Source organism: Paenibacillus sp. FSL H7-689, from assembly GCF_000517905.1.
Lineage (GTDB): Bacteria > Bacillota > Bacilli > Paenibacillales > Paenibacillaceae > Paenibacillus > Paenibacillus amylolyticus.
The window spans coordinates 126,668-145,911 of the sequence record NZ_ASPU01000007.1 but is presented as its reverse complement, the minus strand read 5'-3'; the positions used below and the strand labels follow the sequence as shown (position 1 = coordinate 145,911).

At 45.6% G+C, this 19,244-nt stretch carries 15 protein-coding genes; all 15 read right to left on the bottom strand.

Annotated elements, in window-relative coordinates; genetic code table 11:
- Window positions 1-317: 317 nt before the first annotated feature.
- Window positions 318-1,625, bottom strand: coding sequence for a homocysteine synthase (locus tag C170_RS04960; RefSeq protein WP_036606925.1), 1,308 nt, complete (start codon window positions 1,623-1,625; stop codon window positions 318-320).
- A 238-nt stretch (window positions 1,626-1,863) separates the two neighbouring features.
- Window positions 1,864-2,709: a sugar phosphate isomerase/epimerase family protein gene (locus tag C170_RS04955; RefSeq protein WP_036606923.1), complete on the bottom strand. Its 846-nt coding sequence runs from the start codon at window positions 2,707-2,709 to the stop codon at window positions 1,864-1,866.
- Window positions 2,710-2,746: 37 nt separating this feature from the next.
- The gene (gene kduD, locus C170_RS04950; RefSeq protein ID WP_036606921.1) at window positions 2,747-3,499 is read right to left on the bottom strand and encodes a 2-dehydro-3-deoxy-D-gluconate 5-dehydrogenase KduD; all 753 of its coding nucleotides are present in this window, start codon (window positions 3,497-3,499) and stop codon (window positions 2,747-2,749) included.
- A 77-nt stretch (window positions 3,500-3,576) separates the two neighbouring features.
- Window positions 3,577-4,335 (bottom strand): DeoR/GlpR family DNA-binding transcription regulator, encoded by a 759-nt coding sequence (locus C170_RS04945; RefSeq protein WP_036607086.1) that lies wholly within the window; start codon window positions 4,333-4,335, stop codon window positions 3,577-3,579.
- 86 nt (window positions 4,336-4,421) lie between these two features.
- Window positions 4,422-5,261 (bottom strand): 5-dehydro-4-deoxy-D-glucuronate isomerase, encoded by an 840-nt coding sequence (gene kduI, locus C170_RS04940; protein ID WP_036606918.1) that lies wholly within the window; start codon window positions 5,259-5,261, stop codon window positions 4,422-4,424.
- Between the two features lie 160 nt (window positions 5,262-5,421).
- Window positions 5,422-6,405, bottom strand: coding sequence for a zinc-dependent alcohol dehydrogenase family protein (locus C170_RS04935; RefSeq protein ID WP_036606916.1), 984 nt, complete (start codon window positions 6,403-6,405; stop codon window positions 5,422-5,424).
- A 224-nt stretch (window positions 6,406-6,629) separates the two neighbouring features.
- Window positions 6,630-6,959 (bottom strand): cytochrome o ubiquinol oxidase subunit IV, encoded by a 330-nt coding sequence (gene cyoD / locus C170_RS04930; RefSeq protein WP_036606914.1) that lies wholly within the window; start codon window positions 6,957-6,959, stop codon window positions 6,630-6,632.
- Window positions 6,960-7,580, bottom strand: a complete 621-nt coding sequence (gene cyoC / locus C170_RS04925; RefSeq protein WP_036606911.1) for a cytochrome o ubiquinol oxidase subunit III — start codon at window positions 7,578-7,580, stop codon at window positions 6,960-6,962.
- Window positions 7,581-9,551 (bottom strand): cbb3-type cytochrome c oxidase subunit I, encoded by a 1,971-nt coding sequence (locus tag C170_RS04920; RefSeq protein ID WP_036606909.1) that lies wholly within the window; start codon window positions 9,549-9,551, stop codon window positions 7,581-7,583. It abuts the gene before it with no gap.
- A gap of 21 nt (window positions 9,552-9,572) precedes the next feature.
- Window positions 9,573-10,547, bottom strand: coding sequence for a ubiquinol oxidase subunit II (cyoA, locus tag C170_RS04915; RefSeq protein WP_036606906.1), 975 nt, complete (start codon window positions 10,545-10,547; stop codon window positions 9,573-9,575).
- A 318-nt stretch (window positions 10,548-10,865) separates the two neighbouring features.
- A complete protein-coding gene (locus C170_RS04910) occupies window positions 10,866-11,129 on the bottom strand; it encodes a hypothetical protein (protein WP_036606904.1) in 264 nt (87 codons plus the stop codon).
- Window positions 11,130-11,490: 361 nt separating this feature from the next.
- Window positions 11,491-12,852, bottom strand: coding sequence for a GH1 family beta-glucosidase (locus tag C170_RS04905; protein WP_036606902.1), 1,362 nt, complete (start codon window positions 12,850-12,852; stop codon window positions 11,491-11,493).
- Window positions 12,853-12,868: 16 nt separating this feature from the next.
- Window positions 12,869-15,250 carry a glycoside hydrolase family 95 protein gene (locus C170_RS04900; RefSeq protein WP_036606900.1) on the bottom strand — a complete coding sequence of 794 codons (2,382 nt, stop codon included), beginning with the start codon at window positions 15,248-15,250 and terminating at the stop codon, window positions 12,869-12,871.
- A gap of 189 nt (window positions 15,251-15,439) precedes the next feature.
- Window positions 15,440-17,137, bottom strand: a complete 1,698-nt coding sequence (locus C170_RS04895; protein WP_370511447.1) for an ABC transporter substrate-binding protein — start codon at window positions 17,135-17,137, stop codon at window positions 15,440-15,442.
- A gap of 320 nt (window positions 17,138-17,457) precedes the next feature.
- Entirely contained in the window at window positions 17,458-19,161 is a 1,704-nt protein-coding gene (locus C170_RS04890) for an ABC transporter substrate-binding protein (RefSeq protein ID WP_036606898.1), read from the bottom strand.
- Between the last annotated feature and the right edge of the window lie 83 nt (window positions 19,162-19,244).

The window sequence follows — 19,244 nt, the reverse complement described above, 5'->3', positions numbered from 1 at the left end:
TAAAAATGACACATGCTGCTGCGGGAATCCCGCAGCAGCATGGTTTTGTGAATGATTTTGAAATAATCTCGAATGAGAATGATAATCATTTTTGCACTTATGCAATTGTGTTTACTCAATACAACTTTTAATCAGTATATGCCTGTGATCCACATTTGTAAATGGGCTTTTTTCGATTGTTAATCATAAATGCGTGTTCAAAAAGACAAAAAGCCGCTGTCCCGGAGGACAACGGCTTTAACCATCTATTGATATTTATATGACCTGTTTATGGCATATCACTTAAGTGATTGTTTACACATCCACCCAAATGCCATTTACGCGCCTACGCTTGCTCCCTGACTTGCTTTGATGGCTTGCTCCAGATCATAGATAATGTCCTGAATGTTCTCCGTACCCACAGACAGACGAATCAACTCCGGATTAACCCCTGCTGCAGTTTGTTCATCTTCGGTCAACTGCGCGTGAGTTGTACTTGCCGGGTGAATAATCAGTGACTTGGAATCGCCCACGTTTGCAAGGTGAGAGAACAGTTTGACACTTTCAATCAACTTGCGACCCGCGTCCGCACCACCTTTGATTCCAAAGGTTAGAATCGCACCCTGCCCTCTTGGCAGATACTTCTGTGCAAGCTCATAAGAACCGTGGCTCGGCAGACCTGCATAACTTACCCAAGACACATCCTCATGTTTCTCAAGGAATTCTGCAACCGCAAGGGCGTTGCTACTATGACGCTCTACGCGCAGATGTAATGTCTCGAGTCCTTGCAGCAACAACCAGGAGTTGAATGGAGAGATCGTTGCACCCAAGTCACGCAGAAGTTGTACACGAGCTTTGATAATATAAGCAATCGGTCCAACCGCTTCCGTATATACCACACCGTTATAACTGGAGTCCGGCTCCGTCAATCCAGGGAACTTGCCACTTGCTTTCCAGTCAAATTTCCCGCTGTCCACTATAACGCCACCAATGGATGTACCATGACCGCCAATAAATTTCGTTGCAGAGTGAACGACAATATCTGCGCCATGTTCGATTGGACGAAGCAGGTACGGACTTGGGAATGTGTTATCCACGATCAAAGGAATTCCATGTTCATGAGCGATGGCTGCCACCGCTTCAATATCCAGTACATTCCCCTTTGGATTACCGATCGTTTCGGCATACAATGCTTTCGTTTTCTCCGTAATCGCTGCCCGGAAATTCTCAGGATCACTGGAATCCACAAATTTTACGTCCAGACCCAGTTTCGGCAAAGTCGTCGAGAACAGATTGTATGTACCTCCATACAAACTCGCCGAAGACACAATCTCATCACCTGCACCAGCAATATTCAGAAGTGAAAACGTAATGGCTGCCTGACCAGAAGCTGTAGCCAGCGCTCCAGCTCCGCCTTCCAACGCCGCAATCCGTTGCTCAAACACGTCGGTTGTTGGATTCATCAGACGGGTATAAATGTTGCCAAACTCTTTCAAACCAAACAAGTTAGCTGCATGCTCGGTGTCCTTGAATCCATAGGATGTTGTCTGATACAAGGGCACAGCTCGTGCGTTGGTGGTTGGATCAATCTCCTGGCCTGCATGAATTGCCAATGTTTCAAATGAAAGCTCACGTTCGTTTGACATAAATATGAATCCTCCCTCAATATATAGGTTCTTTAAGTTACTGATGTCTTCGCATGGTGGCGTATGTTTTCCATATTCTCTCACAAGATGTCGCATTTGAAAAGAATTATTTCCGATTGTTCCGATAAGAAAAATTAAATATGTACATTATCGATTTCTGTACCAAAAAAACCTTTGCACTCGCAAAGGTTTTTCAGCTACTTTGGCTTCGGTATGCAATACCTCATCCTGGGTTTGGTTAGACCCGAACTGCACTCCATACTTCACGCAAATGTTTAGCCGCAGGTACAGCTTCCTCCGCAGTTACGCCTTCAAGTGAAATATCGATATGTGGCTTATACGTTTTTAACAATTCAAAAAATAACGGGTAATCCAGTATCCCTGCCCCAGGTACCGGATTGTACTTCTCTCCCTGTGCATCAAAGGCTACATCTTTGGCATGGATCACAATCATGCGCTGATACAGCGATTCCATTACCTCGCGCAAGAAAGCCCCTTGATCTGCTGCATGTGGTTGTTTGATCAGATTACACGGATCGAACAGCATCCCCAGATTCGATGAAGGAATCTCTTCAAACAAACGCGTCATATGTTCATGGGTATGAAGAGTATGTGTGGACACAGGCTCAATCGCCGCATGCACCCCCCATTTCTCCGCTTCCTCAGCCAACTCCTCAACCGTTTCTTTCAGCACACTCCACGCCTTCTCTTCATATCCATCCGGATGTGTATCCTGATAGGTGTCCAAGCCCCCGGTCTCCGTTGCTACCATGCTGCAACCAAAATCCCGGGCATAACGCAGATGCTCCTTGAATCGATCAATGTCCGCACGTCGTCTTACCGGATCAGGGTCAATCGGATTAATATAACAGCCGAGTACTGCAATCTTCACCCCGCGCTGTGCAAATTGATCTCCGATCTCATTCGCTAGCCCTGGGCTCAGCTTGCCATTCGATGAGTCCACATCGGATAATGCTTTGGCCAGCGCCAGCTGTACGGAATTAAATCCGTTATCCGCAATCGTCTGCGCAAGCTGTGCTGTAGGCTGTTTGCCAAATGTATGTGCCAGAATACCAAGTTTCATCTCACTGCCTCCCTATGCTAATCCGATTATCAAACGATTAACGTGCCATCCAGCCGCCATCGACATTCAGCACATGACCATTCAGATAATCCGAAGCGGCAGATGCCAGAAAGACAACCGGGCCTTTCAGATCTTCAGGTGTTCCCCAACGCCCAGCAGGAATACGAGCTGTAATATCCCGGTACCGATTCTCGTCCGCACGGATCTGGGTAGTATTATCGGTTTCCATATAACCAGGTGCGATACCGTTAATCTGGATTCCTTTACCTGCCCATTCATTGGCGAGTGCTTTGGTTAATCCGGCAACGCCATGTTTACTGGCTGTATATCCTGGCACATTGATCCCACCTTGATAGGACAACATGGATGCAATATTAATGATTTTGCCACTTCCGCGTTCAATCATATGTCTGCCTGCCAATTGGCTTAGGAAAAATACAGTGTTCAGGTTCAGACCAATTACATCATGCCAGTCCTGCACTGCATGATCAGCCGCAGGTGTGCGACGAATGATTCCGGCATTGTTGACGAGAATGTCAATTCTGCCCTGGAACGCAAGCGCCTGTTCGAACACAGCCGACAACTCATCTTCACGACTTAAATCCGCTTCAATCACATAAGCTTTGCGTCCGAGTGCTTCAATGGCACTTGCCGTTGCCGCAGGCTTGGAATACGAGACCAGCACCACATCAGCACCTGCTTCTGCCAAACCAATGGCCATCCCTTGTCCAAGTCCTCCCGAGGTACCTGTCACCAGTGCAACTTGTCCGCTTAAATCAAATGGGTTCATGAATGATTCCTCCGCATGGTTTTGATATGCAATCCTTAGATCCGTCCGTTCTTTAATGCCATGAATAATGAATGAGGTTAACTTTGATAATCCACTGTGACACCGCTCTGCTCGTATAAGGCAGCCGTCTCTTCATCCAAACGACTATCGCTGATAATATAGTCCAGTTCCGAACACTGGGCGAAAGTTCGCAGTGCAAATTGTCCGAATTTATAATGATCCACAACGCCGTATACTTGCTGCGAGGCAGATATCATTGCTTTTTTTAGAGAAACCAGATCTCCCGTGTATATGGATAATCCAAATTCCGGATGAAGGGCTGTCGTGGATATAAAGGCTTTATGAATGTTAAGACTGGATATAAACGCAGCCGTATCATCCCCAACCAACATATTCCGTACACGAGCCCCGCCCGGCACAACCAGTCGCACTTGCTCCTTTTTGGTCAACTCCGCAATGATGAATAGATCATTAGTCACCACCGTCAGCGGTTGATTATCGAGACGTTTGGCCATCTCTAGCGTAGTGCTGCCACCATCGAGGGCAACGATATCTCCAGGTCGAATGTAAGCAAGGGCACGTTCAGCAATCTCCGTCTTCTCCGTATGATGCTTCTCGGTAACTCCGCGGCTATTCAAGATGCCGTACTGGTCATTCTGAGCCAGCATAGCACCACCATGGACACGTACGAGCAGTCCCATACTCTCCAACTTGTCGAGATCCTCTCGCACAGTCTTCCCAGTCACCTGCAACAACTCACTCAGATCACTGACGGTTACTTCCTGGCGTTCCAGCAGAGCCTCCATAATTTTTTCATGTCTTTTCAATGGATTCATCATAATCAACTTCCTATACTACCTGAGTCAAATGAATGAGTTTTTAGCGTCTACCCTGTCAATTTAACTCAGGCATCTGTAATTTATTATTTCAGGTCTTTCATCGCTACGCCGTCCATATCTTCGAACGTCTGGTTCTCACCAGCCATCGCCCAACAGAAGGTGTAATTGCTTGTACCCACACCACTGTGAATGGACCAGCTTGGGGAAATGATCGCCTGACGGTCGCGTACAACCAGATGACGTGTTTCGTTTGGCTCACCCATCATATGGAATACAACACCGTCTTCAGGCAAGTTCCAGTACAAGTATACTTCGGAACGGCGGTTATGGGTATGTGCAGGCATCGTGTTCCACATGTTACCCTTGTCGAGTTCGGTAATGCCCATCACCAACTGACAACTCTGAATTCCACCTTCTCCTTGGTGAATGTAACGATAGATCGTACGCTCATTGGATGTTTCGATGCTGCCCAGATGATTTGGCTGAGCTTGTTCTTGCGTTGCTTTAACTGTTGGATAGGTGTGATGAGCCGGTGTGGATACAAAATAGAATTGGGCAGGTTGAGCCTTGTCACTGCTTGTGAACACAACTTCCTTCACACCTCTACCGATGTAGAGACATTCCTTCGCTCCAATCTCATAACCTTGTCCGTCCGCTGTCACTGTTCCGTGACCACCGACATTAATGATACCGATTTCACGACGCTCCAGGAAAAAGTTCGTTCCGATATCTTTCAGGTTCACTTCAAGGGTAATGTCCTTGCTCTCAGGTACAGCCGTTCCCACAATATAACGATCCACATGAGAATAAACCGTTACCAATTCATCGGTTGCAAACAGTTGCTCCATCAAAAATTCCTCACGCAGGCGAGATGTATCATACGTTTTCACTTCATTGGGATGTGCAGCATAACGATTTTCCATTATTAATCCATTCCTTTCGTCATTTAAATTAGTTGGGATTGAGTTTGATAATGTTCATATAAGTTCATTTTAGTTCATTATGTATCTTTTGTGTACCTTTATTTTTGAAAAAGTAATTTATGTGATAATGAGATTAAGACTTTTTTCCAAGTCTTATGTACTACTGTATTAAGAGAACCTTCCCCTCGATACCCGATTCAGCCGTTGCAATAGCCTGTTGTACATTCGTTAGTTCATACGTCGCCCCAATGTTTGTCATGACAAGCCTCCCTGCTCTGACCAACTCCATTACCTCATGAAATACCTGTTCCCAGCGTTCTTGCGTACAGCGTTCCACCCAATGTTTTAACCAGAAAAGTTTCACATGAACTTGTGTTCCCCGGGTAACTTCATGCCATAACGGTGTGATCCCCGAAAGCAGTCCTACACTGATGACCGTGCCATTTGGCTTAAGGCAACTCACCAACTGTTCCCCATCTGTCCCTCCAATACAATCCACGGCTGCATCTGCACCGTAGCCCTCTGTTAATTCCGTGATTCTAGCCTGTAGCAACTCTTTCGTTGTACTGATAACAGAAGCTGCTCCAAGACGATACAGTTCAGCAGTATGACGATCATCTCTCGTAAGCGCAATCAATTTAAATCCATAGATTTTTGAGATCTGTGCAAAGATTCGCCCGATTGCAGATCCCCCTGCATTCACAATCAGGGTATCACCATACGTAAGCTTAAGCACCTCTGTACAGATCAACCAAGCCGTAACCGGATTAATATAGAGCTGACTTGCTGAGTGATCATCGATATCATTCGGCACAATGATTGTATGTCGCTCCAAAGTCTTCACGACGTCCTGCCAAGTATTCTCACCTTTTAGTGGCAAGACACGGCGACCCAACATTTGATTGGAAACTCCCGGCCCTACTGCTTCTACCACCCCCACACCCTCAAACCCGGGAACAGCTGGTAATCGGGTACGATGCGGGTAAGCTCCTCGAACAGGAATAATATCGGAGGGATTAATAGGTCGAGCATACATCCTCACTGCTAATTCACCGGGGCCAGGGGGTATCACATCTTTTTCTTCCATACATAATACTTCACTTGGTTCGCCAAAACGATAATAACGGATTACCCTTGCTTTCATTAGTACATCTCCTAAAATAATTTTGCTAAAATTGCTCTAACTAAAATATTGAATATATTTCCAGAGTGTATAACAATAGTATCACTGGTAAATTATTTCATCAACGACTTATTATGATATAATACAACTTTTTTTTCATTAAAATATGCGATAACTTCTGCTTAGAAAAAAAAGAGCCCCACAACCTTGAATTCCAAGGTCGTGAAGCTCTTTCATCATATCAATTAATGTGCAACAGCATTGTTAAGCATAATCCAGATCGAACCAATTACGATGGTCATCATAATCAGCAAACCGAAGATAAGAGCCATCACATTCCAGCGTGGTTTCTCTGTTTCACGGATATGCATGAAGAAGAAGAGTTGAACCACAAACTGAAGTGCTGCCGTGCCAAGAACAACAATGAGTGTTCCTGTTCTTTCCATCATATCATTGAGAACCACCACAAGTGGAATGATTGTCAGAACGACGGACAGAATGAAGCCGATGACATAAGACTTCAGTGAACCATGTTGCTCATGACCGTGGGAATCATGTGAGTTGTGCTCTGACATCTACATCACCCCCATGAGATAGACGATCGACAGGAGGAAAATCCATACGACGTCCAAGAAGTGCCAGTACAAGCTGATGACGTTAATTTTACCGCGAGTAACATCGGTAATACCACGTTTTTTCAGTTGTAACATAAGTCCAATCATCCAGATCAGACCAAGCGATACGTGAAGTCCGTGAGTTCCCACAAGGGTGAAGAATGCGCCAGAAGCAGCACTCGTTGTAAAGCTGAACCCTTCGTGAATCAACTCAATAAACTCATATACTTCCAGTGCGATAAAGCTTGCACCCAGAACGGCTGTAACTGCCAGCCAACTGATTAATTGTTTTACTTTGCCTTGATTCATCGCCAGTACGGCTAGTCCGCTCGTAAATGAACTTGTGAGCAAGATAAACGTTTCGGCAATAACACCAGGCATTTTGATCAATTCAGACAAAATCGGTCCGCCCGCCGTATTGTCACGCAACACAATGAAGGTTGCGAACAATACGGAGAACAGGATAACGTCGGAAATCAGGAAGAACCAGAAACCGAGAATTTTCATTTCCTGTGGATCATGATGTCCATGGTCGTGACCATGTGCATGATTCTCACCGTGCTTAGCGGCTGCTTGAGCCATCTATACCGACCCCCTTAACGACGCTTCGGTACGTTTAATTTCGTCAACCGGAATGTAATAATCCGTATCATATGAGAATGAACGGGCGATCATACAGATCCCTACGCCAGCGAGTCCGAGAATTGCCATCCACAACCATCCGAAGACAAAGCCGAAACCGGCGATGAACCAGAAGACAGACATGATGAACGGAATTCCAGAGTTCTTCGGCATATGAATCGGCTCAAGCGGTTGCTCTGGCGGATAGATGCCTTTGGCACGACGTTCTTTCTCTTCCCACCACTCATCAATATCATCTCCGCGCGGTGTAACGGCGAAGTTGTATTCAGGAGCTGGTGAAGGAATTGACCACTCCAGCGTACGGCCATCCCATGGATCGGCGGAAGCTTTGAGTGATTTGTATTTGCGAATACCGTCTGCGATTTGTGCAACTTGGAACAGGAATCCGACACCCATCAGGAATGCCCCGATTGTGGATACGAAGTTCAGTTCCCACCAGCCAGTATCCCAGCCGTATGTGCTCAGACGACGTGTCATACCCATTAGACCGACAGCGTACTGCGGCATGAAGCAGACATAGAAACCAATATTCCAAGTCCAGAATGCCCATTTGCCCAGTTTCTCTTCGAGTTGGAAACCGAACATTTTAGGCCACCAGTAGTACAGACCTGCGAAGTATCCGAAGACAACTCCACCGATCAATACTTGGTGGAAGTGGGCAATCAGGAAGTAACTGTTGTGGAACTGGAAGTCAGCAGGAGCAACGGATAACAGAACGCCTGTCATACCCCCGACAATAAAGCACGGGATAAAGGCAAGTGTCCACATCATCGGAGTCGCCATGCGAATCCTTCCTCGATACATGGTAAACAGCCAGTTGAATATCTTAACCCCTGTTGGAATAGCAATCAACATCGTAGTTACGGCGAAGAATGCATTCACGTCTGCTCCGGAACCCATCGTGAAGAAGTGATGCGCCCATGTGAAGAAGGACAGGAAGCTGATGATCAACATCGCGAATACCATCGATTTGTAGCCAAACAGTTTTTTCCGTGAGAAGGTACTCACAATCTCGGAGAAAACACCGAATGCCGGCAAGACGACAATGTATACCTCAGGGTGACCCCACATCCAGATCAAGTTTATATACATCATTGGGTTACCGCCCAGATCAAGTGTGAAGAAATGCGCCCCGGCAAACCTGTCGAGGAATAACAATGCAAGTGTCACGGTCAAGATCGGGAAAGCAAACAAGATAATGATACAAGTGGAGAATACCGACCATGTGAACATCGGCATTTTCATCCATCTCATGCCTGGCGCACGCATTTTAATGATGGTAACCAGGAAGTTGATACCGGTAGCCAAGGAACCGATACCCGATATCTGTATACCCCATATATAGAAGTTCTGTCCTACCCCCGGACTGTGTGACAGCTCCGATAGAGGCGGATAACTCAGCCATCCTGCATCCGGTGAACCACCGATAACGAATGACAGGTTAAACAGCATTGCTCCCAGGAAGAATAACCAGAAGCTCAGTGCATTCAGGAACGGGAACGCAACGTCCCTTGCTCCGATCTGTAATGGCACGATAACGTTAAATAGACCAAACATAAATGGCATCGCCATGAACAAGATCATGATCGTACCGTGAGTTGTGAAGACCTGATTATAATGCTCAGGATTCAGAAATTCATTGTTAGGCATAGCTAGCTGAAGGCGCATCATTAGCGCATCCACACCACCACGGAACAACATGATAATGGAAGCAATGATATACATGATACCGATCTTTTTGTGATCGACAGTCGTTAACCAGTTACGCCAGAGCCAGCCCCATTTTTTGAAATAAGTTAGCACCGCTACAATAGTAATCATGGTAATTCCGATAGCTACCATCGCACCATAAATGAGCGGATCACCGGTTACGAAAAACTCCGATGCAAACTCTTTAAGTCCCTCTAACATTGGGGGCCTCCTTTCGAATCTTTAGTTAGCACTCTTGTCCTCGTCTTGATTGGACGTATCAGTTGCATTTTGAATGGCTCCAGAAGCTTCTTTTGAAGTTCCATGCTTACTGTGAGCACTTTGACCATCTACTACATACTTGGTCACAATATTTTGGAACAATCCTTCTGGGAAGGCAGAATAATAAGCAACGTTGCTTGTGCCTGGCTCAGCCAGTGCTTTGTAACCTTCTGTAGTCAACGCCTGAGAACTCTGTTTCACTTCAGCTACCCAATTGTCAAAATCTTCGTCCGATGTAGCATTCACATCAAAACGCATTTCTCCAAAATGCTCACCTGTGAAGTTAGCGCCTGAACCCCAGTACTTGCCTTCATGATCTGCCTGCAGATACAAGGTCATCGCCATACCCGACATCGTATAAATCTGTCCTCCAAGTTGCGGAATCCAGAATGAGTTCATCGGTGAATCCGCAGTGAGTTCAAATTTCACGGGCCGGTCTGCCGGAATATTCAACGTATTAACCGTTGCAATTCCTTGTTCTGGATACATAAACAGCCATTTCCAGTCCAGTGAAGACACTTGGATGGTAATTGGTGCTTTCTCGTGAGCCAACGGCTTCGAAGGTTCCAAAACATACGTGTAACGAATCGTTACAATTGCAAGTATTCCAATAATAATAATTGGAATGGTCCACCATACAACCTCCGCTTTGGTGCTATGAGCCCAGTTAGGTTCATATGCTGCTTTGTTGTCCGGTTTCTCACGGTAACGCCATACGATTACGGCAGCCAAAATGAGTACTGGCACAATAATGACAGCACACAAAATTGTCGAGATGACAATCAAATCTCTCTGCGAAGCGCCAATTGGCCCCTTCGGATCCAGAACAACGTACTGTCCGCCTGCCAGCATTGGCCAGACAATCAATGCAATTGTAACCAACGTCAGGACAACCGGAATGATAATCCGGATTAGCGACCTAGGTTTCTTGTTCATTTTGATCCCCTCTCCTTAAATTCGCTCATACTGAAAAATCAGTATACTACTCTCTTCCTACTAAAGATATCAGAAATGAACAACTTTTTTGTTCTTGTTAACAAATTTGTCGATTTTACACCTTAAATGTGTGAATTTTTTCTCACAAATCGCTTGCATGCTTGATATTTGTACTTCGTAATCTTTACACATCAAGTCACAAAATAAAACCCTTTGCAGTCCCGTTGAACAGTGTCAACGAATCCGCAAAGGGCTTTATTGACTGGATTCCGGGAACTTATCCAGTCTTATTATGAACGAATTAACGCAGGATTATAATCAATCGGCGCCTTCGTCTTCCCGGCGTGTATGAACAAGGCCAATCGCTTTGGCAATAACGTAAATAAACACACTACCTACAAGGAATCCAATACCAACCATCAAGCCAAGATTACGATCATTAAATTCGTTCAGATTGATCAGACACATGATCACTCCCGTAATGAGTGCGACCCATGCCAGAACTGTCATCGTCAAGACGGCGCGCCGCATATTTTTGTCTTTGCGCTCCAATTGGCTGACCATTGCTGTCTTCGATGCCATAGTAAACACTTCCTTTTCCCTTTTTGTAAGTGCTTTCCTTATACCAATATACCACATCAGTATGATTTTTAGTCAACAAATGTTCAAATTTTATTCGCAATTTGGACACTTTATTTTCATTTCGACCATTGACAAAACATTATTAAATTCTTTCATACTTCTTATAACCCAAAAAACGTCTCTTCATAACAGGAACTGCACTTGACCTTATGAAACCTTTATGAACTACTCATTTCCAACGGTAAAAACAAAAAAAAAAGACGGCACATTGGAATACTCCAATGTTACCGTCGTTCTCAGCTTTAATAAGGGAACCATATATAATGTGGACCTGCTCTACCCTTAAAACCTGCCACCCAAACTATTGGGGATTATGTTCGTTCCGTGTCTCCAACCAATTATTCTTGATGACGCTCTGATACCAGTAATAACTCTCCTTCGGTGTTCTCACGAGTGAACGATAGTCCATATGAACAAGACCAAAACGCATTCGGTAGCCTTCTGCCCACTCGAAATTATCCATCAGTGACCATGCCATGTACCCTTTCAGGTTAATCCCGTCATTAATGATGCGGTGAATTTGGGCCAAATGCTGCTCATAATATGAAATCCGGCGATCATCGTTAATCTTCCCGTTCTCCAGGTCATCATTGATGCAGGCACCATTCTCTGTGATATATACATCCACATTGCCGTACTTTTGCAAGTAATGCATAAATTCATACAAACCACGTGATTCCACAGGCCAGCCAATATCAGTTTTGGTGAGGCCCATATCAACTTCTTCCGATTGCAGAGCACCTGCCTCCGGATTGAAGCGATTGATGCCCATCGTGTAATAGTTAATGCCGAGCAGATCGATTGGTTGCGAGATAATCTCCATATCGCCTTCCTGAATTGGCACAGTAGCCCCCGCTTCTGCGAACCAATCCACCATAAACTGCGGATATGAACCTTTGTAGATTGGATCAAGGAACCAATCGGTATTAAGCGCAATTGATCGGTCACACGCAGCTTGGTCCTCGGGGGATTTGCTGTACGGCTCAGCCCAGCACACGTTCGGAGCAATACCAATCTGACCGGTTGTTCCCAAGCGACGGAAAGATTGAACAGCTTTACCATGAGCAACCAGCAATCCATGAGCAACATTGATTGAAGTTTGCAGGTCTTTGTTTCCTGGCGCATGAATCCCGAGAAGGTTCGACAGGAACGCGATACACCATGGTTCGTTGAATGTCAGCCAGAAGTTGATTTTGCCAGAGAATTCTTTGAAGATCACTTCGGCATATTTCACAAAAGCATCCACAGTTCTGCGGTTACCCCAGCCCCCGTCATCCTCCAGCGTTTGCGGAAGATCCCAGTGATACAGTGTGAGGAACGGTTCAATTCCAGCCTCGATCAATGCATCCACGAAGCGGTGGTAGAAGTCCAGTCCTTCCCGATTGATCTCTCCATCTCCGTCAGGAATAATGCGCGGCCACGCAATGGAGAACCGGTACGTATTAATCCCGAGTTTCTTCATCAGTTCGATGTCTTCCTCGTAACGGTGGTAACTGTCACATGCGACATCCCCATTGTCTCCGTTATATACCTTGCCAGGTGTGCGCGCAAACGTATCCCAGATGGATACCCCGCGTCCACCTTCCTGTGCCGCTCCTTCTATTTGATAGGAAGCTGTTGCTGTACCCCAGCGAAAATCTTGCGGAAATTTAAAAATCGTCATGGTTTACTCCTCCGTCTCATGATGACACGCGGATCGTCTGTCCTGCGGTCATGGTTAAAATAATTACATAATCGCCCTGAGGCGTAAGCTCTGCCTTGGCTTGTTCATGTCCTTCCACTCGCAGCGGATAAGCACTGCGAAGGGTCAACGACTCATTTCGATCTGCCTTAATAACCGCTGACACAAGCTTGTTGTCCGTCCACGTTATTGCTACCGTATAACCACCTCTTGCACGAAGCCCTTCAACACGACCTTGAGTCCAGAGGTCAGGCAATGCCGGAAGTAAATGTAACTCGTTCAAGTGGCTCTGCAACAACATCTCGGCCATGCCAGCCGTGCCTCCAAAGTTACCATCGATCTGGAACGGCGGATGGTCATCAAACAGATTCGGATGTGTGGACCGGGCCAGCAACGTGCGCACAAACTGATGTGCCTGGCTGCTATCCAGTAGTCGTGCATACAGATTGATCAACCATGCACAGCTCCATCCTGTATGCCCGCCACCTTGTGAGATACGACGTTCAAGTGATACCCGTGCTGCTTCTACCAATTCCGGTGTGTGTACTCGATTGATCTGCTCTCCCGGATACAGTCCATACAGATGGGAGACGTGACGATGCCCTGGCTCGGATTCGGCAAAATCCTTAAACCACTCCAGCAATTGTCCTTCGATTCCAATTCGGAATGGATAGAGTTTCTCCAGAGCCTCACTCCACTCGCTTGCCAACGACTCATCTATATTTAGTTGCTTCGAGGCCTCAATACAGCGGCTGAACAGTTCACGAATTAACGTCATATCCATCGTTGAAGCCATGGATATACTGCGTGCCTCCCCAGCATCTGTGAGAAACTTGTTCTCTGGTGAAGTGGATGGAATCGTAACCAGATAACCATCGGGCCCTTCCACCAGCCAATCGAGACAGAACAGCGCCGCCTCTTTCATGATGGGATACGCACGTTCCTCAAGAAAACGCTGATCCCCGGTAAATTGGTAATGCTCCCATAGATGCGAGGTCAGCCACACACCACCCATCGGCCAAAAAGCCCAGCTTGCATCTCCGCCTGTCGGTGTAGAGGTTCTCCAGATATCCACGTTATGATGGGCAGTCCATCCACGGGCTCCATACAGAATCCGCGCCGTTCTTCGTCCTGTATCACTGAGATCGGTCAGCATATCAAACAGCGGCTCATGACACTCACTAAGATTGCAGACTTCTGCCGGCCAGTAATTCATCTCCGTGTTGATATTGATTGTGTAATCACTATGCCATGGCGGCTCTACCTGATGGTTCCAGATTCCCTGCAGGTTGGCAGGCTGGCTGCCCGGACGCGAACTAGCCATTAACAGATATCTTCCATATTGAAAATAAAGTGCCTCCAGTCCAGGGTCTTGTTGCCCTGTCTGATAAGCCTGCAGCCGCTCATCTGTAGATAATTCGGCGTTAGCCGATACCCCTAAATCAATAGAGACTCTGTTAAACAACGCGCTATGATCCTGAATATGTCGGTCACCAAGCGCTTCCGCGCCATGTGTGGTCGCTTTGGAGATCATCTCCTTGCATTCCTCTTCCAATACAAGATGGTCCTTCACAGGCAAAACATCATAACTTTCAAAGGACGTAGCTGCTGCCAGATAAAACACAACCTGATCAGCACCCTGAATATGTAACTTGCCTTCCAGATTGGAGACCTTCACCTGATCACCAGATGCCGTAAACGCTACACGGACAGCATAAGCCGTCCCCCGATCCTCTTCATAGAGGACGGATTCCGGGTGATCCCTGAAGTAATTGGACTCCACATGACTTGGGCACCGACTAAACATGGTTAGAGCATCTCCCGAAGTCTCAACGCGATAAGGATGGAGACTGTCTAGCGTAATACTTACACTCACAGCGTCCTTCTGATCAGCAGTTAATGTGCAGACCATTAGATCATCCGAAGCACTGGAATACACTTCACGTACGTATTGAGTTCCTTCCAATGAGTAGGTTGTGGTTGCAATACCCGATTCCAGATCAAGCTCCCGTTCAAATGCATCATATGAAGGATCATCCAGACCCTCATGGTGCAATAAAAAATGACCCATCGGCTGGTAGGCCTCTACATCACGACCAAGCATTTCACGGTTCAACAAATCCTCAGCTTCACCATACTGCCCAGACATGATCAACTCTCGCGTCTGCTTCAAATACCGCTGACTGCTGTATTGAATCGTATCCCGTGGAAACCCTGACCATAATGTATCTTCATTGAGCTGAATTCGTTCATCTGCTGCGCCACCGTACACCATGCCTCCAAGACGGCCGTTTCCGATGGGCAATGCTTCTTCCCAGCGTTTTGCCGGTTGTTGATACCAAAGACGATTGATTTTAGTTTGTTTATTGTGTTGGGACATGATTAGCTCCTGTTCCTGAATCAGCTGTATATTCCTCATGACGTAAAACGTTTTCGGTAAGTGCTTACAATAATAAAATTATATGTGATTTCAAAATTTGCGTCAATGCAAATCATCACATCATTCCACAAAAAAAGGCCCCATATAGGGCCCCTTCCTTGTGTAACCATGGATCACAGACAATCCATATTATTTTACGTCTTTTCCTGTCCACAGAGAGACACGTTCCTTAACCCAAACCGTAAATTGTTTCTCCATTTCAACTGCACCCGCTTTGTCCAAATCAGCCAGTAAAGCATCATAGGTTGCATCAAAGTTGGCTGGTGTAGTCAGAACAGCTTCCGGAATCCGTTTACGGATGATATCCTGCGTTTTCTGGAACGTTACCTCATAGTCTGTACCGGAAGGTACGGACATGTTATACGCTGCGCCCCAATCCTTAACTGGCAGATCTTCTTCAGCCGGATAGAACTCTTTCCAAGTCGTGATACCATAAGCTTTCAGCGTTTCTTTCTCTGCAGCCGTGTAACCAGCTACAATCTGCTCAGGGAAGTTTGTTGTGTAGTAGTTATCCGTAGAATCTTTTACACCATCACCGTATCTTGCGCTAAATATGTTATACATCCCAATTCCTGTTTCCTTACTGAAATTGGAGTTGTCATTCGTTTTGCGGTCTTGAACGTCTTCTGGAATCACTCGTTTACCATCTTCTACGTTGTAATGTTCACCTTCGATACCCCAGTTTCTCAGAACTTGTCCTTCATCGGAAGCAAGCCAATCCATGAATTTGATGATACGCACTGGATCTTTGGCCGAAGTTGTAATCCCGATGCCATAACCGTCAAATCCGGCTGGTTGGAACGTATGATCCACAATCTCATCGTTAAGTGATACAGAGAAGTGAGCGTATGTGGCATCATCCTTACCTGATGATTTAAGCGCGTTCTCCGCTTCTTGATAGTTCCACTCTTGGTCAATCAGACCGAGGACACGGCCACTGGCAATTTTGGACTTGTATTGGTCATCCTTTTGAACAAAGGCATCTTTGTCCAGTAGGCCTTCATTGTACATTTTATTCAACCAGCGGAAATATTCTCTTTCCTCTGGACGTTTGTAGTGCAATTTGGCTTCATACGTTTCAGGGTCAATGTAATATTCACCATCATCCGGTGCACCTGTTGCCTGGAAAGCCGGGTTCGTTACCGTGATCATGATTTTCCAATCATCTGCATTCAATGTTAATGGAATGGTTGGTTGACCATCAATGGTTGGATGTTTTTCATAATAGGCTCTAAGTACATTCTCGTAATCCTCAAGTGTCTTCACTTCAGGGTATCCAAGCTCTTTCAATACTCTTTGCTGAATTTCAAATCCACCTGTAGCGTCAAACGTAACATTATCAACACCCATATTGGTTGGAATGGTATAGATCGCTTGATCTTCCAAACTGTATTTCAAACGGTTCATCTGTTCTCCATAGATTTTTTTCAGATTGGGAGCATGCTCCTCAATCAGATCCGTGAGATCCAGCATCGCGCCTGCATCCACAAGCTTAGATAAGTTACCTTTAGGGTAGATCATATCAGGAAAGTCACCACTGGCAGCCATTAGTGCAATCTTCTGGTTACCACCATCGTTTACATCATACTCTGCTTCAATGGTAACGCCTGTTTGCTCCGTAATCTTTTTACCAACAGCATCTTGCATCTTGTTCCAGGTCGGACTAGCATCCGCCCCGAAGAATGTAACTGTGATCGGTTCGGTTCCGCTGGACTCCGAAGTCTCTTTGGTTCCCGAATTCCCACAACCAGCTGTAACCAACATTGCACTTGCGAGCATCAACATTGCAAACGTCTTGGGTGTATTGCCTTTCATTTTGCCTCTCATTGTCTAGTTCCCCCTATTATTTATGAAGGTTTTATCTGTATAACAGGCTTTATGCCTGAGGATACCACTTTTTTGAATGCGCTTTCGGTATCGTTCATTCCGACGTATTTACTGAAGCTGACGTTTCGATTCTGCCAAAAGAAAGATTCTTCTTCTAACGGACGTAAAACGTTTTCGTAAATGGAATAAACCGCTTACTGAAAGTGCTTACATGATAGATTATAGGCTATCCATCTCCTCACGTCAACAATAAAAAAAGCCCTTTCTCAAGGGCTTTTTTTGCTATGAAAATCCTTAACTTTAATGCTTGGTTTTCAAGCTTATTTCACATCTTTTCCAGTCCAAAGAGCTACACGTTCTTTGATCCAAACCGTGTATTGTTTCTCCATCTCCACTGCACCCGCTTTATCGAGTTCAGCCAGAAGACTATCATATACGCTGTCGAAGTTCTCAGGTTTGGCAAGGATCGCTTCTGGAATACGTTTACGTACAATATCCTGTGTTTTCTGGAACGTTACGTTGTAATCCGTGTCAGATGGTACAGGCATGTTGTATGCTGCACCCCAATCTTTCAGCTTCAGATCATCGTCGGAAGGATAGAAATCTTTCCATGTTGTAATACCATAGGCTTTCAACGTTTCCTTCTCAGCGGCAGTGTAACCAGCTTGAATCTGTTCAGGGAAGTTCGTTGTATAGTAGTTATCCGTGGCATCTTTCACACCATCACCGTATCTGGCGCTAAATATGTTATACATGCCTACGCCTGATTCTTTGGTAAAAGCAGAGTTATCATTGGTTTTGCGATCCTGTACGTCAGCCGGAATGATGCGTTTCCCATTCTCGACTTGGTAATGTTGGCCTTCAACGCCCCAGTTTCTCAGGACCTGACCTTCATCGGAAGCAAGCCAATCCATGAATTTGATAATACGTACCGGATCTTTGGCCGAAGTTGTGATTCCGATACCATAACCGTCAAATCCTGTCGGTTGGAACGTATGATCCACAATATCCTTGTTCAGGGATACGGAGAAGTGGGCATATGTTTTGTCTCCACCGTTAGATGATTTCAAAGCATTCTCCGCCTCACCATAGTTCCACTCTTGGTCAATTAGACCAAGTACACGGCCACTGGCAATTTTGGATTTGTATTGGTCATCCTTTTGAACAAATGTATCTTTGTCAAGCAGACCCTCATTGTACATTTTGTTCAACCAACGGAAATATTCCTTTTCTTCAGGGCGTTTGTAGTGTAGAACGGCTTCATAGGTCTCAGGATTAATATAATACTCACCATCATCCGGTCCACCCGTAGCTTGGAATGCAGGGTTCGTTACCGTAATCATAATTTTCCAGTCATCTGCATTCAATGTTAACGGAATCGTCGGTTGACCATCAATCGTTGGATGTTTTTCATAATACGTTCTCAGTACGTTCTCGTAGTCCTCAAGCGTTTTTACTTCAGGGTAGCCAAGCTCTTTCAATACTCTTTGTTGAATTTCGAATCCGCCCCTAGCGTCAAACTCAACGTTATCTACACCCATATTCGTCGGGATCGTGTAAATGGCTTGATCTTCCAAACTGTATTTCAGACGGTTCATCTGATCACCATAGATTTTTTTCAAGTTGGGAGCATGCTCCTCAATTAGATCGGTCAGGTCCAGCATCGCGCCTGCATCCACAAGCTTAGACAAGTTGCCTTTAGGATAGATAATATCAGGGTAATCACCACTGGCAGCCATCAAAGGAATCTTTTGGTCACCGCCATTATTCACATCATACTCAGCTTCAATTGTAACTCCCGTTGCCTTAGTAATTTCTTGACCGACAGCATCCTTCATGTTATTCCAGTTCGGACTCGCGTCTGCACCAAAGAATGTAAAGGTCACTGGACTGGTTGTATCTCCGGAATCAACCGGTTTCTCTGAAGCGTTAGTTCCTCCTCCACTGCCGCTGCATCCTGCTGTAATTGCAAGAGCACTGGCTAACAGAAGCATTGCGAATGTTTTTGGTGTTTTGCCCTTCATGTGTAATCCCCCTTATGGATATTAATGAAGCTGTATATTTGTATAACAGGTTGACCTGCAAATACCGTAACCAGATGAAACAA

Bases quoted from the DNA above. Each gene is read 5' to 3' on its own strand.
- C170_RS04960 (WP_036606925.1), bottom strand. From the start codon at position 1,625: ATGTCAAACGAACGTGAGCTTTCATTTGAAACATTGGCAATTCATGCA.
- C170_RS04920 (WP_036606909.1), bottom strand. From the start codon at position 9,551: ATGTTAGAGGGACTTAAAGAGTTTGCATCGGAGTTTTTCGTAACCGGT.
- cyoD (WP_036606914.1), bottom strand. From the start codon at position 6,959: ATGTCAGAGCACAACTCACATGATTCCCACGGTCATGAGCAACATGGT.
- C170_RS04905 (WP_036606902.1), bottom strand. From the start codon at position 12,852: ATGACGATTTTTAAATTTCCGCAAGATTTTCGCTGGGGTACAGCAACA.
- C170_RS04955 (WP_036606923.1), bottom strand. From the start codon at position 2,709: ATGAAACTTGGTATTCTGGCACATACATTTGGCAAACAGCCTACAGCA.
- C170_RS04890 (WP_036606898.1), bottom strand. From the start codon at position 19,161: ATGAAGGGCAAAACACCAAAAACATTCGCAATGCTTCTGTTAGCCAGT.
- C170_RS04900 (WP_036606900.1), bottom strand. From the start codon at position 15,250: ATGTCCCAACACAATAAACAAACTAAAATCAATCGTCTTTGGTATCAA.
- kduD (WP_036606921.1), bottom strand. From the start codon at position 3,499: ATGAACCCATTTGATTTAAGCGGACAAGTTGCACTGGTGACAGGTACC.
- C170_RS04895 (WP_370511447.1), bottom strand. From the start codon at position 17,137: ATGAGAGGCAAAATGAAAGGCAATACACCCAAGACGTTTGCAATGTTG.
- C170_RS04910 (WP_036606904.1), bottom strand. From the start codon at position 11,129: ATGGCATCGAAGACAGCAATGGTCAGCCAATTGGAGCGCAAAGACAAA.
- cyoA (WP_036606906.1), bottom strand. From the start codon at position 10,547: ATGAACAAGAAACCTAGGTCGCTAATCCGGATTATCATTCCGGTTGTC.
- C170_RS04945 (WP_036607086.1), bottom strand. From the start codon at position 4,335: ATGAATCCATTGAAAAGACATGAAAAAATTATGGAGGCTCTGCTGGAA.
- kduI (WP_036606918.1), bottom strand. From the start codon at position 5,261: ATGGAAAATCGTTATGCTGCACATCCCAATGAAGTGAAAACGTATGAT.
- C170_RS04935 (WP_036606916.1), bottom strand. From the start codon at position 6,405: ATGAAAGCAAGGGTAATCCGTTATTATCGTTTTGGCGAACCAAGTGAA.
- cyoC (WP_036606911.1), bottom strand. From the start codon at position 7,580: ATGGCTCAAGCAGCCGCTAAGCACGGTGAGAATCATGCACATGGTCAC.